Source organism: Cyclobacterium sp. SYSU L10401, from assembly GCF_010993705.1.
Lineage (GTDB): Bacteria > Bacteroidota > Bacteroidia > Cytophagales > Cyclobacteriaceae > Cyclobacterium.
This window is the reverse complement of sequence record NZ_WOFO01000005.1, coordinates 167,862-182,429: the sequence shown is the minus strand read 5'-3', so window position 1 is coordinate 182,429 and position 14,568 is coordinate 167,862. Positions and strand designations below refer to the sequence as shown.

General features: G+C 42.8%; 18 protein-coding genes. 7 read left to right on the top strand and 11 right to left on the bottom strand.

Annotated elements, in window-relative coordinates:
- The first annotated feature begins 65 nt into the window (after positions 1-65).
- Positions 66-440, top strand: coding sequence for a co-chaperone GroES family protein (locus GL182_RS13815; RefSeq protein ID WP_163380272.1), 375 nt, complete (start codon positions 66-68; stop codon positions 438-440).
- A gap of 423 nt (positions 441-863) precedes the next feature.
- Positions 864-1,625, top strand: a complete 762-nt coding sequence (locus GL182_RS13810) for a DUF6733 family protein (protein ID WP_163380271.1) — start codon at positions 864-866, stop codon at positions 1,623-1,625.
- A gap of 1,298 nt (positions 1,626-2,923) precedes the next feature.
- On the opposite strand, the gene GL182_RS13805 is transcribed toward GL182_RS13810, so the two are convergent.
- The 4 genes from GL182_RS13805 to rocD form a co-directional block, all read right to left on the bottom strand.
- Positions 2,924-4,222 carry an ammonium transporter gene (locus GL182_RS13805; RefSeq protein ID WP_163380270.1) on the bottom strand — a complete coding sequence of 433 codons (1,299 nt, stop codon included), beginning with the start codon at positions 4,220-4,222 and terminating at the stop codon, positions 2,924-2,926.
- 503 nt (positions 4,223-4,725) lie between these two features.
- Positions 4,726-5,694 carry a porphobilinogen synthase gene (gene hemB / locus GL182_RS13800; protein WP_163380269.1) on the bottom strand — a complete coding sequence of 323 codons (969 nt, stop codon included), beginning with the start codon at positions 5,692-5,694 and terminating at the stop codon, positions 4,726-4,728.
- 69 nt (positions 5,695-5,763) lie between these two features.
- On the bottom strand, positions 5,764-6,435 hold the full coding sequence (locus GL182_RS13795; protein WP_163380268.1) for an HAD family hydrolase: 672 nt from the start codon (positions 6,433-6,435) through the stop codon (positions 5,764-5,766).
- Complete coding sequence (gene rocD / locus GL182_RS13790) at positions 6,432-7,724, bottom strand: ornithine--oxo-acid transaminase (RefSeq protein WP_317167805.1); 1,293 nt, start codon at positions 7,722-7,724, stop codon at positions 6,432-6,434. The genes GL182_RS13795 and rocD overlap by 4 nt, the downstream gene beginning before the upstream one ends.
- Positions 7,725-7,935: 211 nt before the next feature.
- On the opposite strand from rocD, the gene rpmB reads away from it, so the two are divergent.
- The 4 genes from rpmB (at position 7,936) to ftsY (ending at position 9,630) form a co-directional block, all read left to right on the top strand.
- Positions 7,936-8,178 (top strand): 50S ribosomal protein L28, encoded by a 243-nt coding sequence (gene rpmB, locus GL182_RS13785; RefSeq protein ID WP_073095464.1) that lies wholly within the window; start codon positions 7,936-7,938, stop codon positions 8,176-8,178.
- A gap of 36 nt (positions 8,179-8,214) precedes the next feature.
- Entirely contained in the window at positions 8,215-8,397 is a 183-nt protein-coding gene (gene rpmG / locus GL182_RS13780; RefSeq protein ID WP_163380267.1) for a 50S ribosomal protein L33, read from the top strand.
- A gap of 33 nt (positions 8,398-8,430) precedes the next feature.
- Positions 8,431-8,583, top strand: coding sequence for a DUF4295 domain-containing protein (locus tag GL182_RS13775; RefSeq protein WP_162341906.1), 153 nt, complete (start codon positions 8,431-8,433; stop codon positions 8,581-8,583).
- A gap of 90 nt (positions 8,584-8,673) precedes the next feature.
- The gene (gene ftsY / locus GL182_RS13770; RefSeq protein ID WP_163380266.1) at positions 8,674-9,630 is read left to right on the top strand and encodes a signal recognition particle-docking protein FtsY; all 957 of its coding nucleotides are present in this window, start codon (positions 8,674-8,676) and stop codon (positions 9,628-9,630) included.
- A 100-nt stretch (positions 9,631-9,730) separates the two neighbouring features.
- Here ftsY and GL182_RS13765 read toward each other — a convergent pair whose 3' ends face one another.
- From GL182_RS13765 to GL182_RS13735, 7 genes are all read right to left on the bottom strand, one after another.
- The gene (locus GL182_RS13765) at positions 9,731-10,165 is read right to left on the bottom strand and encodes a putative toxin-antitoxin system toxin component, PIN family (RefSeq protein ID WP_163380265.1); all 435 of its coding nucleotides are present in this window, start codon (positions 10,163-10,165) and stop codon (positions 9,731-9,733) included.
- Complete coding sequence (vap15, locus tag GL182_RS13760; protein WP_163380264.1) at positions 10,146-10,376, bottom strand: type II toxin-antitoxin system VapB15 family antitoxin; 231 nt, start codon at positions 10,374-10,376, stop codon at positions 10,146-10,148. Before vap15 ends, GL182_RS13765 begins: the two co-directional genes overlap by 20 nt.
- A 171-nt stretch (positions 10,377-10,547) precedes the next feature.
- Positions 10,548-11,702, bottom strand: coding sequence for an alpha/beta hydrolase (locus tag GL182_RS13755; protein ID WP_163380263.1), 1,155 nt, complete (start codon positions 11,700-11,702; stop codon positions 10,548-10,550).
- A 160-nt stretch (positions 11,703-11,862) separates the two neighbouring features.
- A complete protein-coding gene (locus GL182_RS13750; RefSeq protein ID WP_410267513.1) occupies positions 11,863-12,948 on the bottom strand; it encodes a BF3164 family lipoprotein in 1,086 nt (361 codons plus the stop codon).
- 171 nt (positions 12,949-13,119) lie between these two features.
- Positions 13,120-13,404, bottom strand: a complete 285-nt coding sequence (locus tag GL182_RS13745; protein WP_205603662.1) for a HepT-like ribonuclease domain-containing protein — start codon at positions 13,402-13,404, stop codon at positions 13,120-13,122.
- Positions 13,394-13,705: a nucleotidyltransferase family protein gene (locus GL182_RS13740; protein WP_163380455.1), complete on the bottom strand. Its 312-nt coding sequence runs from the start codon at positions 13,703-13,705 to the stop codon at positions 13,394-13,396. The genes GL182_RS13745 and GL182_RS13740 overlap by 11 nt, the downstream gene beginning before the upstream one ends.
- A gap of 139 nt (positions 13,706-13,844) precedes the next feature.
- Positions 13,845-14,159 (bottom strand): LytTR family DNA-binding domain-containing protein, encoded by a 315-nt coding sequence (locus tag GL182_RS13735; protein ID WP_163380261.1) that lies wholly within the window; start codon positions 14,157-14,159, stop codon positions 13,845-13,847.
- 202 nt (positions 14,160-14,361) lie between these two features.
- Here GL182_RS13735 and GL182_RS13730 point away from each other — a divergent pair, with 202 nt between their 5' ends.
- Positions 14,362-14,532 (top strand): ATP-binding protein, encoded by a 171-nt coding sequence (locus tag GL182_RS13730; RefSeq protein WP_240469837.1) that lies wholly within the window; start codon positions 14,362-14,364, stop codon positions 14,530-14,532.
- Positions 14,533-14,568: the final 36 nt, after the last annotated feature.

Here is a 14,568-nt window from a genome sequence, read left to right as displayed (position 1 = left end):
ACCTGGTGGGGATGCCATTATTTTTGACCGAAACATCAGGTTACCTTAAACGAAACAAAAAAAGCATGCAACTGACATCTGAAAATAGATTAAAAAAACTGATTATCGTTGGGGATCGCTTGTTGATCAAACTGAAGAAACAAGACCAGAAGACTTCCAGTGGCCTTTACCTGCCTCCCGGCGTTAGAGAAAAAGAAAAAGTGCAGCAAGGTTACATCATTAAAGCAGGGCCAGGATATCCCATTCCACTGCCTGTGGAAGAAGAGGAACCCTGGAAGGATCATGGGGAAAATGTAAAATACATCCCCCTGCAAGCAAAGGAAGGTGATCTGGCAGTTTTTCTGATGAATGGTGCCTTTGAAGTCATTTATGAAGGCGAAAAATATTACATCGTGCCTCAAAACGCCATTCTGATGCTTGAAAGGGAAGAAGATCTCTAAATATTAGTTCAAATTCTTTGATTAATTAGCCACAGTGGGTGTTCCTACTGTGGTTTTTTTGTTTTTGAGTATAAAAGCATTTTAAGTAGATATTATTAACCTTGAATAAGTTTAATAAATATTTTAAAATTTGAAAAATTATCAGTTTAAAATTCGGTTAAATATTTTTATATATTCATAAATCCTTCAAAAATGATTTGTGATGGTTTTTTTTAATATTCTGTATGATATAATAAAAAGGCTTTATAATTCTTAAAAATCATATTAAAATCAGAAATAGGTAAAAATTTTAACCAAAAATAAATTTATTTTTGCAAAATTGATAATAATAGGGTAATATTGAATCCAAAATAACCCCTAGTTATTTTAAAATTAAATTTTGAATCAGTTGTAGTTTAAAAATTAACCTTAATTATCAAAATCATGAGAAAAATTAACATTCCAACTTTAATGAAAAGCATTATTGCGCTTTCTTTGTTTTTTGTCTTTGCGGTAAGTACTGCTTCAGCACAGACTGAGACAGATGATAAGTTTAGTTACACAATTACCGTTAACTCGGACCAGTTTTTCGGTTTTTATCCGTTTTTTGCCGGATCATATGCGGTCAGTGAAACTTCAGCTTTTACCTTTTATGGTATCCTTTGGTCTGGAGGTACCGGTGGAGTTCAGGGATCTGGCGGAGGCTGGGGCAACTGGACTGAATTTGGTGTGGGTTATAGCTTTGATGCTGCAGATGGTTTGAGTATCAACCCACAGATTGGTGTGACTGGCGGAAACTTGCTTTCATCCGGTACGGCTGGTCCAGGGGTATTTGGAGATGGTTTGGTGCCCAATCTTACCATTGGTTTGGATAAAGCCAAAACGGAAGGTGAGATCTATTTTGGATTGTATTCTCCATTGAGGGACCTGGCACCGGACGGTGGTACTACTTTGGCTTATATTCACTATTGGGCTAATTTCGGAGTAAAAGCTTCAGACTTCTTTTCTTTGGGATTGCATTATGAGCACCTGATCAACTCAGGAGGATCTAATGTTTCTGAGTCTTCTGATGTGTACCAGTGGTTTGGTCCCTACATTCAGTTTTCAGATCCGAATGGAAAAGCCTTTGCCAGGCTATCTGCCGGCGGTGACCTGGTGGAAGGAAATGATTCCTTTTTCAAAGTTACTACCGGTCTTAGTTTCTAAGACTTATACAAGACTTGAATAACAAAAGGAGGCTGTCTGACGGTCTCCTTTTTTTGTTCTACGGGCGGGGTGCCTTTGCCAGCAAGTGCCTTAGCTTTCAAAAGATTGGATGTAAAGCCTGCCCCCGCTTTAGGATGCCGGTTTTTTTGAACGATGAAAGAAGCTTTATTTTTTTTCGGTTAAGCAGGTCCCGTTTAGGAATGGGAATAAAACCAATAAATCAGGGAAATCCACATTTTTAAGATAAAGGACAGTCATTTCGGATAGGCGAATGCGTATTACTTCAGACTGCCAGGGGTGCCGATACGATTTCTGCCATTTGACTGAATCTACGTCTGCACCCTACCGATGACGTTTTTGTTAAATACTGGAAATAAATGTGTTGAAAAAACATTATCATCCTGATTGGTGTATTTTCTAAATACTTAGCCTACCGGTGACGTAATTGAATCAGTTATTTTTGATAAAGAAGAAACCCTAAAAAATCTGTTAGATAAAGAAGAGATAAATTTTAAAACGAAAAGAGCACTGGCCCGACAAAAAACCGGGGGTGCGGGAGGTATGTGGGGGGAAGGATTTTTTTGTCTTGATTTTTTGGTACTTTTTGATCAAGCAAAAAGTACAATAGAAACAAGCAAAAATACCATAAACAACCTATGACTCACCATTATCCATTAAACAATGAGAATTATATATTGCCATATAATGCAAAAAACCTATCGTCATCCCGATTTCTGCGTTTTTTAAAATGTTAGGTCTACCGATGACGTGTTTGTTAAATCGCTGAAAATCTACATGATAAAAACCAACATCGTCATCACGATTTCTACGTTTCTAAATGTTAGGTCTCGCAGTAACGAAAGGACCCGCTGTGGTGAGAACTAACATTTTCTCTAGACGCAGGGATCAGGATGATGCAAAGGTTTTACGATACATTTATTAACAACTATTTAGTAAATGATTCATCAGTAGCCTTGCCAGGGATTTATTTTCAGAGATTCCGCCGAACGCCACCAGGGACAAACAGTAAAAAAATTGCACCTGTAAATTATTTTTTTCGAACGAGTCAGTCGCAGCAGACCCTTTACCCATAAGTGGGAGCTGCTAAAAAGGAGATTTGGATTGATTCTAAGGTGGTTGGCATTGCCAGGCAAATTCCCATTTGCTTGGGCAGGGATGAGTATCCGCAATTGACAGCATTCATTAACTCCGGCGAATATTAAAACCCTTACCCAAAAAAGAAGAAACCTTTCTATGGGCAAGGGTTGTTTTTCTAACTAGATATCAAATCATTTGATTTATTCATCATAGACAATGGTATATCCTCTGATGCCATGCTCCTGGCTATCCAATCCTGTTTTTTCATGTTCTTCTGATACCCTTATGCCCACTGTTTTCTTCAGTATAAAAAATATGGTCAAAGCAGAAAGGAAGGCAACGGACCCACAAATCAGTACACCTATCAGTTGGGTAAAAAAAGTATGATCTGGATTGGTAGAGAAAATACCCACCGCCAGAGTTCCCCAAACCCCGCAGGTAAGGTGGACAGACACGGCCCCTACTACATCGTCGAGTTTCAATTTGTCCAGGAATATGGCAGACAACACCACCAGGATGCCGGCAACGAATCCCACTAACAGGGCAAATATCGGATTGATAACATCTGCGCCAGCCGTAATGCCTACCAGTCCGGCCAGAATGCCATTCAGGACCATTCCGAGGTCCAGCCGTTTGAAGGCGAAGTAGGCAGCAAAGAATCCGCCCAGACCTCCTGCACAGGCGCCGAGCGAGGTGGTAACCAATACAAAAGATACCAGTCCCGGATCTGCAGATAGAACGGAGCCGCCGTTAAATCCAAACCAGCCCAACCACAAAAGGAATACCCCTATGACAGCCAGGGGAACACTCGAACCCGGTTTTTCTATTGTTTTTCCGTTGACATATTTACCGATCCTGGGACCAACCATGATCACACCGGCCAGGGCACCCCATCCACCGACTGAATGTACAAGCGTAGATCCGGCAAAGTCATAAAACCCCATGTTATCCAGGGCTCCTCCGCCCCATTTCCAGCTTCCGATAATGGGGTAAACGATGCCTACAAAAACGACCGTAAACATCAGGTAGGCCCATAATTTTACCCTCTCAGCGATGGCACCGGATACAATGGTAGCGGCAGTGGCCGCAAACATGGCCTGGAAAAGAAAATCTGTCCAATAAGTATAGTTTCCGTCTGCATAGGCTGTGGTGACATCCGCATCCGCAGGGCTAAACCAAAACATGCTCCAACCGGACCCATCGAAGCCAAACCAGCCCGGCTCCTCGTATCCTGGGTACATCAGAAAAAATCCCATCAGGCCATAGGTCACAATACCTATAATGGGAGTGACTGTATTTTTAAAAAGGATGTTAACCGTATTTTTGGCCTGGCCAAAACCGGCTTCCACCCCGGCAAAGCCAAGGTGCATGATAAATACCAATGCTGTTGCCAGCATCATCCATACATTATTTGTGGTAAGCAGGTTTTGCGCTATTGCATCAGCTAGATCGACTCCATCTGTGCTTACCTGGATTAAAGGTGAGGCAATGTTTTTCATAGAAACCTATTTTTTAAGAGTTATGGTTAGGAATGTTATTTTAATTGAGCATTCCTACCAAATCTAACCAATAATAGGTTAAAAATGCAACCAAAAAAGAAGTAAAAGATTGTCCTAAGTCAAACATAAGGTTTAATAATATATTTTAACAGATTAAAAATTAAATAATCTGAAATGGTTAATGTGTTAAGTAGCCCAAACAAAATTAGAATAAATAGTAATAAAATACCAATAAATAAATATTATAAAATAAAAAAATATATATTAAAGAAATAAAATACTGTTAAATATATTAAAAACGAATGAATAATCCTTTTACTACTGGCGTGAATTTGGACCAGTGCTATCTTAGAAATGGTGTTTTATAGCGAAAAAAATCACTTGACGAAATCGACACGATTAAAATCATCATTAAGCACACAGGTCAATGATGATTAACTATTCGAGATTCCACCCCGATAAATCGGGACAAGTTCTGACCAAAAAAAATATTAAATCCTTACTCAGGATTCCAATAGGGCCACTTCCTTGGCAAAGTAGGTCAGGATGATTTTGGCACCGGCCCTCTTGATGCTGAGCAGGGATTCCAGCATGGCCCTTTCTTCATCCAGCCAGCCATTGGCGGCCGAAGCTTTGATCATGGCATATTCCCCACTGACATTGTAGGCAGCAATGGGAAGGGGGAAACGGTCATGAAGCAGTTTGATGATATCCAGATAGGCCAATGCCGGTTTTACCATTAAAAAATCGGCTCCCTCTTCCATGTCCAGCTGCCCCTCGATCAAGGCCTCCTGGCTGTTGGCAGGATCCATCTGATAGGTTTTTTTATCCCCTGATTTAGGGGCAGAATCCAGGGCATCACGGAAAGGATTGTAAAAGGCACTGGCATATTTGGCGGTGTAGGACATGATGGAAACTTCTTTGAAGTCGTTTTCATCCAGTAATTTTCTCAGATAGCCCACCCGGCCATCCATCATGTCGGAGGGGCCGATGATATCCGCTCCGGCCCTCGCCTGGGCCAGGGTCATCTTGCCCAGTATTTCCAGGGTCTCGTCATTCAGGATTTTACCGTTTTCTACCAGGCCATCATGCCCGTCGGAATTGTAGGGATCCATGGCCACATCGGTCATGATGCAGGCTTGGGGAAAAGTCTGTTTGATCTGCCGTAAAGCCTTTAAGTAAAAAGTGTCTTTCCGGTAGCTCTCTGTCGCAAAGCGGTCCTTTTTGTCTTCCGGATAGGCCGGAAAAATATCAAAGGCATTGATCCCCAGCCTCAGGCAGGAATCGATTTCTTCCAGCATCAGGTCCAGGGAATACCGGTAGATACCCGGCATGGATTTTACTTCTACTTTTTGATTGATGCCATCGATCAGAAAGAGCGGAAAAATAAAATCCTTTACCGATAGCCGGGTTTCCTCTATCATGGAGCGGATGGCAGCTGATTTCCTGTTTCTTCTGGGTCTTCTGTTCATAAGAATGGTTCCTAACTTCTAGTTATGCAAAGGTATGGAATTTCCATTTTACTGCAGCCCTTCTGCAGCTTATACCGTTTCCGTTCCAGTTAGCAAATCCAGGATTTTCCGTGCATTCACTTCGTGGAAGTCATTGATGTGGAGGTTGCAGGGGGGTAATTCCTCCCTGCTGTGAGAAGAGAGCACACCAACTACCCGCATGCCGGCATTTCGGGCTGCAGAAACGCCGCTGTAGGAGTCTTCAAAAACCAGACAGTTTTCCGGATCTACTCCCAGGTTGCTGGCAGAAGTGAGATAGACTTCCGGGTCGGGTTTGTGTTTTTTCACATGCTCGCTTGCCATAATGGACTCCATTTTTGACTTAAAGCCCAGTGATTCCATGATCAGTAACAGGTTGGCTTCCGGAGCGGAGGTGGCCACTCCGGTGCGGAAGCCGCTTGTTTTCAATTCTTCCAGAAAGGGCAGAAAGCCTGGAATGGTGGCCACTTTCGGGGCATAGATCTCCCGGAACAGTCCTTCCTTTTCGTTTTCTAAAGCCGAAAATTCTTCCCCTGTGACTTCTCTGCCTAAAAAGTGGCGGAAGATGTATTTGTTGCTCTTGCCATACATGTGTTGGGCAAACTCTTCCTCTGTAGGGTTAAGACCCCTTTTGCCAAAAAACACCCGGAAGGCTTCTGAGTGGTAGGGGTTGGTGTGACAGATCACCCCATCCATATCAAAAATGACAGCTTGTTTTTTCATGCTTTTACACCAGGTTTTTCAAAGGCCAGAATGGTTTTTTCTATGATATCGCAGCAGCTGTGCAACTCTTCCAAGGTCATGACCAGTGGGGGGGCAAAGCGAATGATATTGCCATGGGTGGGTTTGGCCAAGAGCCCATTGTCCTTTAATGCCAGGCATGTGTCCCAGGCCGTGCTGCTGTCCGGACTATCGTTGATCACTACGGCATTGAGCAGGCCCCGGCCCCTCACCAGTTTTACCCAATGGGAATTATCCGCCAGCAGTGCCATGCGCTCCCGAAATACCTTGCCCAGGGCTCGGGCATTTTGGGCGAGCTTTTCATCCCTTACCACTTCCAGGGCGGTCATCGCTATTTTGACGCCCAGGGGGTTGCCTCCAAAGGTGGAGCCATGCTGCCCCGGATGGATCACGTCCATGATTTCCTCATTGGCCAAAACTGCTGAGACCGGAAAGAAGCCTCCGGAAAGGGCCTTGCCCAGGATCAGCATATCCGGTTCCACATAGGTCTCCTGTTTTTCACAATGCCCCTCACAGCTGCAATCACCGCAGACGGCCAGCAATGAACCTGTCCGGGCGATACCGGTTTGTATTTCATCTGCCAGCAATAAGGCATTGTATTCCAGACAGAGTTTTTTTGCCTCCTTCATATAGTCCGCATCCGGGGTATTGACGCCCGCTTCTCCCTGAATGGGCTCAATGAGAAAGCCCACCGTGTCGGGATTATTGGCCAGTGCTGCTTTCAGGGCTGTCAGGTCATTGTAGGGTATCCGGATAAATCCCGGGGTGTAAGGTCCAAAATTCTTGCGGGCATTTTCATCGTTGGAAAAGGAAATCACCGTAGTGGTGCGGCCGTGAAAGTTGTCTTCTGCCACGATGATTTTCGCCTGCTGCTCGGGTACACCTTTTTTCTCATAACCCCACTTACGTGCAATTTTGATGGCGGTCTCCACGGCTTCCACACCTGTATTCATGGGCAGTACCTTATCGAAGCCAAAGTATTCGGTGATGTACTTTTCATAGGGTCCCAGCACATCATTGTAAAATGCCCTGGAGGTAAGGGTAAGGGTACCGGCCTGTTCGATCAGGGCCTCCTTTATTCTTGTATGGCAGTGTCCCTGGTTGACGGCCGAATAGGCGGAAAGGAAGTCAAAGTATTTTTTTCCTTCCACATCCCAAAGATAAACGCCCTCACCCCTGCTGAGGACTACGGGTAGGGGATGGTAGTTGTGTGCGCCATATTTGTTTTCCAGCTGTATGGCTTCCTGGCTTGAACTGATCTCCTGCATCATGGATCTCCTTATTAAATCATTATCATTGCATGGGTTTTGAACCCAAAGGGCAAATATAAGAAAAGGAGCCTGTAATCATGCCCCAAAACCAAAAAGTTGGTAAGCAGGGATTTATTAAATATTTATAGGGCCTGCTTTTGTTATTTAATGATTTCTTCCGATATTTGCAAACCCAATTGAAAAAAGTCAATCATTACTGTATACATATATCATGGCAAAAATTTGTGACATTACCGGAAAAAGGCCTCAGGTAGGCAATAACGTATCTCACGCCAATAATAAAACCAAGCGTAGATTTTACCCCAACCTGCACAAGAAGAGCTTTTATATTCCCGAAGAAGATGCCTGGATTACTTTGAAGGTTTCCTCCTCTGCTTTGAGGACCATCAATAAAAAAGGAATCAGCGCCGTATTGAAAGATGCGCAGAAAAAAGGGGACATCGTTATCAAATAAGATTTACCTCAACACCAATATAAATTACAAAACGAAATGGCTAAGAAAGGTAACAGAGTTCAGGTGATCCTGGAATGCACGGAGCACAAGCAAAGCGGAATGGCCGGTACTTCCCGCTACATCACCACCAAGAACAGAAAAAACACCACCGAGCGCTTGGAATTGAAAAAATTCAATCCCATATTGAAAAAGGTGACGGTTCACAAAGAAATCAAATAAGAACTATCCCCTCGGGGATAAAATAATACTATTATGGCTAAGAAAGTAGTAGCAACACTGAAAAAAGAAGGTGGCGTATCGTATGCCAAAGTGATCAAGGCTGTCCGTTCAGAAAAGACCGGGGCGTATACCTTCAAAGAGGAAATGGTGCCTAGTCCCCTGGTTCAGGAGACATTAAAAAAATAAGGAGATATCCTTCCTTAAAGCATGTATACATCCCTTTCGGTTCTTATCGAAAGGGATTTTTGCGTATATTCGGGTCTTACAGTAAAAATTATGGGAGTATTTGGTTTTTTTTCCAGCGAGAAAAAAGAAAGTTTAGATAAGGGACTGGAGAAGTCCAGCAAAAACCTCTTTTCCAAATTAGGAAAAGCCATTGTAGGCAAGTCCAAAGTAGATGACGATATCCTGGATGAGTTGGAAGAGATTCTGATCACCTCAGATGTGGGTGTGGATACCACCATCAAAATCATCCGGCGCATCGAAGCGCGGGTGGAGCGGGACAAATACATCAATACTTCAGAATTGGACGTTTTGCTGCGCGAGGAAGTCGCCGGACTGCTGGCGGAAAACAATACCCCGTACCAGGGCGACTTTGACCTTCCCGAAGGCAAAAAGCCCTATGTGATCATGGTGGTGGGCGTAAACGGGGTGGGCAAGACCACCACCATCGGAAAACTCGCCCACCAATTCAAGCAGGCCGGAAAGTCAGTGGTGCTGGGGGCGGCCGACACCTTCCGGGCGGCTGCTGTGGACCAGCTCATCCTTTGGGGAGAGCGGGTGGATGTGCCGGTAATCTCCCATGGCATGAACACTGATCCTGCTTCGGTGGCCTTCGATACGGTAAAAAGGGCTGTGGAAATGAAGGCAGATGTGGTGATCGTGGATACGGCCGGCCGGCTGCATACCAAGGTCAACCTGATGAACGAACTGACCAAGATCAAGCGGGTGATGCAGAAATTCATCCCCGAGGCACCCCATGAGATTTTGCTGGTATTGGATGGCTCTACCGGTCAGAATGCCTTTATACAGGCCAAAGAATTCACCAAAGCCACCGAAATCAGCGCCCTGGCCATCACCAAGCTGGATGGGACGGCCAAAGGAGGTGTGGTCATCGGTATTTCAGATCAATTCAAGATTCCGGTAAAGTACATTGGGGTAGGAGAGAAGATGACCGATTTGCAGGTCTTTGACCGAAGGGAATTTGTGGATTCTTTGTTTAAGAAGAAGTAAGTGATTTGATGATGTGGTGATGCGGTGATGTGGTGATGCGGTGATGAAGAACCGGGCAATGAAAGGTCGCAATTTATTTTTTGACGAGGAAGCATTTCGGTCAACGCTTAGCTCTTGCATTTTGAAGTTGTTTTTCAAATTCGTCCGGGGTTACAATTTTAGCCGTTTTAAAGGGATGTTGTTCTAATAAGTCCTTGTCTCCGGTAACCAAGAAATCAGCCTTTGAAAAATCTATTAAGTCCAATAAAAAATTATCTTTTGGGTCGCGGCTAATAAAATGTGTAGGATGAATAGCTACTTTTTCGGCTATGGTCTCTAAAAGCTCAATTAATTCTTCTACTCTTCCTTTTGGAAAATATTTTTTCAATTTTTCACGGCGGGTAACCGTCTTGATTTCAATAAGGAGTTGTTCGGTGGTTATAATAATTAGACTTCCGTCCGCAATATGATGTCTGATTTTTGCCAGACGCTTGCCAATTAAGAAGCTGATCCAAACCTTTGTGTCAAAAATAACTTTAATGCTTTTGTTTTGCATACAATTCTTGTCGGACTATTTCCACTTCTTCCGTTATGGTATCCAGGTCAAGTTTATCAGTCCTTAGGGACTTTAATAAATGAGAAAGCTTGCTGCCAATCACTTCTTTCTCCAATTCTTGGGTTAGCTTGATTTTTTGGTTTTTGGGCAATTGTCGGACGATCGACATGATTTGGTCAAAGGTTAAATCTATTTGTATGGCCGTTTTCATCTTTCTTTAAAATTAATTTAAATTGAATTTACAAAAAAAGCCTGAAAAATAAATATGGTGCCTTACAAATTGTAATTAGTAAAGGTTTCGGGCATTGACCTTTGGGGTTTTCCGAACCCCGAAGTTCTTTTCTAGAACATTAACGAAAAAACTTTCGAAGTCTCAAAGACCTCAAAGGTTATACCTATCCCTTTTATCATAAAGCAGACCGGCTTCCCGAAGGGATTGGTAAACGCCGATTTTTTCCTGATTATCCTCAAGTAAAAAGGAGCGGATAAGCTCCCGCTGCAATCCGGTAGCCCTCAATTTCCCCAAAGCATGTCCATCCCGGAGCAGCATAAGGCTGGACTGGGGGTAGAACTCCGCCAATACATCGTAACAATACCTGGATAGCAGTTTGTCATGGGCAGCGCCCACGATCAGTACCTTTCCTTCGAACAGCCTGCCTTTGTCGTAATCCACTCCATGCACCGAAAAAAAAGAAGCTTGCTCCAATTCCTTCCAGATGGGCTGGCTTTCCTGTTTCATCCAGGCTGCCGCAATGGAAGGAGGCTGATCGTTCAGCCGGTTTGCCAGTAAATCATAACTGTGCTCAAACAGCCGTACTTTTAGTGCCACATCATCGTCCCTATTTTCCCATAGGCCCGGCACCAAAAATCCCCATTGTAAAAAGGCATAGAAAGGAAAATCATCGGTATCACCCGTATCCGGACAAAGCCTTTCGGCATGTGCATGCCATAAATAGCCGAACCAAAACCGGTTGGCCTGCGCTTCCGGGCAGGGGGCCGGGTCCCGGAAGTTCAGGTTTTTTTGAAGGTCAAGAAGTAGGGGGTTAAAGGAAATCAGGGAACTGACTTTTTCGGGATACAGGCTCAGGTAATAATGCAGGTAGGCGGCAGCACCGGAAAAGCCCACCAAATGCACCGGCTGATCTCCGGGTAAGGCTTTCCGGACCCTTTCCAGGTCCCGGACATGCTGGTCCACGTTCAGTAGCTGGTAAGCTTTGGACCAGTCCGTTTCCCCGGTAGCCCGGAGGGTATTCAGGAGGACTTTGGACTGATGGCGGCCTTTGATTTGTACCAGGTTAAATTCATTCGCCAGTTTCCGGAGCTCCATGCTTTGCTGAAAATAGTTGTCCACTAGATCATCCAATAGCAGAATGGTTTCTTTTTGTTCCTCGTAGGGTTGGAAAAGGGTATAACTGATGGTTATTTGCTTGCCGCGGGGCTCCCGATGGTCCAGGGGCACGGATATAAACCTACTGGTACCAGAAGGCGACAGGATAAACCATAAGAATACACTTAGAATTTGCAGAAATGCTATCAAAACAGCGTTTGATTTACGTTTACAATCGGAGGCCTAAAGGATTTCTCCTTAAAATCAGCTAGTTAAGGGGTCCAGTAGTTGAAAATAGCTTGTTTAAAAATCTAATCCAATTATGAATATAGTCTGTATTGTTAAATGATGTGAAATAGTGCCTTTTTTGTTAGTCAAACGAAGGTAAATCAAAAACAGCAATTCCAGGATCTTCATCTGTGGTGATACCATACAATTTGCCGGCCTGCTCATTTACGGCAAGGGCCCGGATGCTGATATCCAGTTTTAATTCACAGATAATAGTGCCCTGTAGATCAAATACGTAGATTTCAGTCGCATATTCGCTGCCTTCACGTACTTCCCTGAATGTTCTGCCACAATAGAGGCCATAAATGTAATCATCGCTTACCTCTACGGCAGCATAAGCCATGGGTTCTTTGATGTCTACGATGACACCATTGGATTTACCGCCGGAAGTCGCTACTGTAAACTCAGGAATAAAATTATATGGACCATCTACCAGATATATTTGTTCCGATTTCTTATCTAAAATTTCCAGGCGGTCCCGGTATGCACTGGCATATGCGTAGGTTTGGTTACGTTGATTTCCCTGAAAATAGCCTAGGTGCAGATCGGCCATCATGTAATCAGTAAAATCTTTTCGAACCAAAATGTCTTTCCATTTGCCATAATTTTTAATTCGCTGCCCATCCAAACTAAATTCTACGAAACGAAAGGGATCGTTGACCATTCGGCACATCACCGTGCTATCGGAAGAAAACTTCATCGCCATTGCCATAAAAAAATCCCCCTCTTGTTTGATTTGATTGGAAGAAAGGGAGGTAGTGTCTTTCAAACTGAATTCGGAAAACCGCTTCTCCATGGCACTGTACACCCAAAATGTATTTTCATTTGAACCTGCATCCATTCCGGCAACATCCGAAAGTTCACCAGGACCAAATCCGATCACTCCTTTAGCACCCAGGTAATCCATTTTTTGGCTGTGAATAAGGTGAATGGGAGGGAATTCATCATAGGTTCTTCTGCTCTCTCCTACAATCAACAGATCATTGTTTGTAAACAAGGTATAAGGCATTTTTAGTTCAGGATAGTATATTTTATTACCCTGAAGGGAGATAGACTTTGGCAGCGTTTCGAAGGAAAAGGTTTTTTCATTTTTAGCCCGCTCTGTAATTGGTGTGCAAGAAAAAATGAATGTAGATGCGGTAAAAGGAATTGCTAGTAATAATGACAAGCCTCGAAGATAGATCATTGTTTTTTGGGGTGGGTGGGTGGGTTTGGCTTTAAATTAATATAAATAATATAGAAAAATAACATCTGTTATTCAGGCCTTCTAAATTTCATTTACAATTAACTCAATCCTGTAAATATTTTTGAATTTCTTCTTGCAGTTTTGGTAGGTGGTTCACCACAATCCCCAGATTATCACATCGTCAACTTTATCATATCCATGTATTACCCAATTCCTTGTATCGACTATTCTTTTTGCATTCTCAATTTGCAAGTCTGGGTCTTGCTTCAATGCTCTGTTTATAGCTTCACCAATAATTTCTATTTCTCTTTCTATAGCCCTACGTAAAAGCTTGTTGTTCAAATATTCTGTAAAGTCAAGCTCATCGCCCAAATAGTCAAAAATTGAGTTTATGGAAACATTCACGTCATAAAGATTTTTTTTTATTTCATGCTTCATAAATCAGGACTTTATTCTTGTTTACACTTTCAATAAAGTAGGGATTTGATAAGGAACTTTCGGTAATTATATCTATTTCCCGATTGAAAAGATTTCTCAATGCATATTGCAATTGGAAATAATTCTCAGAATATTCTTCAGGTGATATTTTGTCGTCAAATGATATCAAGAAGTCAATATCACTATTCTCTCTGAACTTATCTGAAGCCACGGCAGAGCCAAAGGCATAAAGTCTTTTGATTTTTAGTCTTTCGCAGATATTCTTAAGCTCTTCTTTTCGTTGCTCAATTAATGCGTGCATTTTATTGTTTTTATTCAAATCTAATCAATTTTCCGCAATTACCTGCAGGTAAAAACTTGGCGATAACTACCTGGTTAAAGCCAATAACCTAACCGCTCTCTCATAATGGCTGTCAACTTCGCAACCACCTCGCTGTCCTTCAAAACCCATTGCTCAAAGGTGTCAACAAGCCTACCCTGATAGCATTCCACGTTTTACCCGGCCTTCTTTCATCCAAAAATTTCTCTAAATTTCCGGAAATTGGATTAGGATCTTTTTTGAATGGCCTTTTGGGTGAGGTACGTTGAAGGAGTTCCTTTTTGATATTGCTCCATTTGGATTTGGATACCCGCAGGCAAAGATCATTTTGTAACCTTATCTCTCTTTCCTTAGGCAAAAAAGATTGGATTAAATTAACATTGGCAAGGCAGTTCCGGTTTATTCTGATGAAGTCATCCGGCAAATGCTCTTCCATCCTTTTCAAAGAGCAAGTATCCGGGGATTGACGTCAGGCCCAGTTGATCCAGTATAATACGCTTTTATTGGCTTCATCCCCGGTAAAGGCACTGATCGCAATCCCAGGCTATAATTTTAAATCCGCTGAAAATAAATAATTTAGAATTTTGCATTTACTCAATATATTAAGTAAAATTACTCAATATATTGAGTAAAATAATATGACGTACCAAAGAACAGAAAAAGCAGGATTGCTGAAACGGCTGAAAGATGAACCCAGGAGATTTATACAGGTCATCTACGGACCTCGACAGGTAGGTAAGACCACCTTAGTAAGGCAGATTATGGAAGATCTGGATTTTAATTTTTGCCCAATAGTATCCAGTAAATGAAATATGCGGATTTCTGTCGCCTTTTCGTTGAATAGG

Coding starts and splice junctions, on each gene's coding strand:
- GL182_RS13775 (WP_162341906.1), top strand. CDS start 8,431: ATGGCTAAGAAAGTAGTAGCAACACTGAAAAAAGAAGGTGGCGTATCG.
- GL182_RS13815 (WP_163380272.1), top strand. CDS start 66: ATGCAACTGACATCTGAAAATAGATTAAAAAAACTGATTATCGTTGGG.
- GL182_RS13805 (WP_163380270.1), bottom strand. CDS start 4,222: ATGAAAAACATTGCCTCACCTTTAATCCAGGTAAGCACAGATGGAGTC.
- rpmG (WP_163380267.1), top strand. CDS start 8,215: ATGGCTAAGAAAGGTAACAGAGTTCAGGTGATCCTGGAATGCACGGAG.
- rocD (WP_317167805.1), bottom strand. CDS start 7,724: ATGATGCAGGAGATCAGTTCAAGCCAGGAAGCCATACAGCTGGAAAAC.
- vap15 (WP_163380264.1), bottom strand. CDS start 10,376: ATGAAAACGGCCATACAAATAGATTTAACCTTTGACCAAATCATGTCG.
- rpmB (WP_073095464.1), top strand. CDS start 7,936: ATGGCAAAAATTTGTGACATTACCGGAAAAAGGCCTCAGGTAGGCAAT.
- GL182_RS13730 (WP_240469837.1), top strand. CDS start 14,362: ATGACGTACCAAAGAACAGAAAAAGCAGGATTGCTGAAACGGCTGAAA.
- GL182_RS13740 (WP_163380455.1), bottom strand. CDS start 13,705: ATGCACGCATTAATTGAGCAACGAAAAGAAGAGCTTAAGAATATCTGC.
- ftsY (WP_163380266.1), top strand. CDS start 8,674: ATGGGAGTATTTGGTTTTTTTTCCAGCGAGAAAAAAGAAAGTTTAGAT.
- GL182_RS13735 (WP_163380261.1), bottom strand. CDS start 14,159: ATGGAAGAGCATTTGCCGGATGACTTCATCAGAATAAACCGGAACTGC.
- GL182_RS13810 (WP_163380271.1), top strand. CDS start 864: ATGAGAAAAATTAACATTCCAACTTTAATGAAAAGCATTATTGCGCTT.
- GL182_RS13795 (WP_163380268.1), bottom strand. CDS start 6,435: ATGAAAAAACAAGCTGTCATTTTTGATATGGATGGGGTGATCTGTCAC.
- GL182_RS13765 (WP_163380265.1), bottom strand. CDS start 10,165: ATGCAAAACAAAAGCATTAAAGTTATTTTTGACACAAAGGTTTGGATC.
- GL182_RS13745 (WP_205603662.1), bottom strand. CDS start 13,404: ATGAAGCATGAAATAAAAAAAAATCTTTATGACGTGAATGTTTCCATA.
- hemB (WP_163380269.1), bottom strand. CDS start 5,694: ATGAACAGAAGACCCAGAAGAAACAGGAAATCAGCTGCCATCCGCTCC.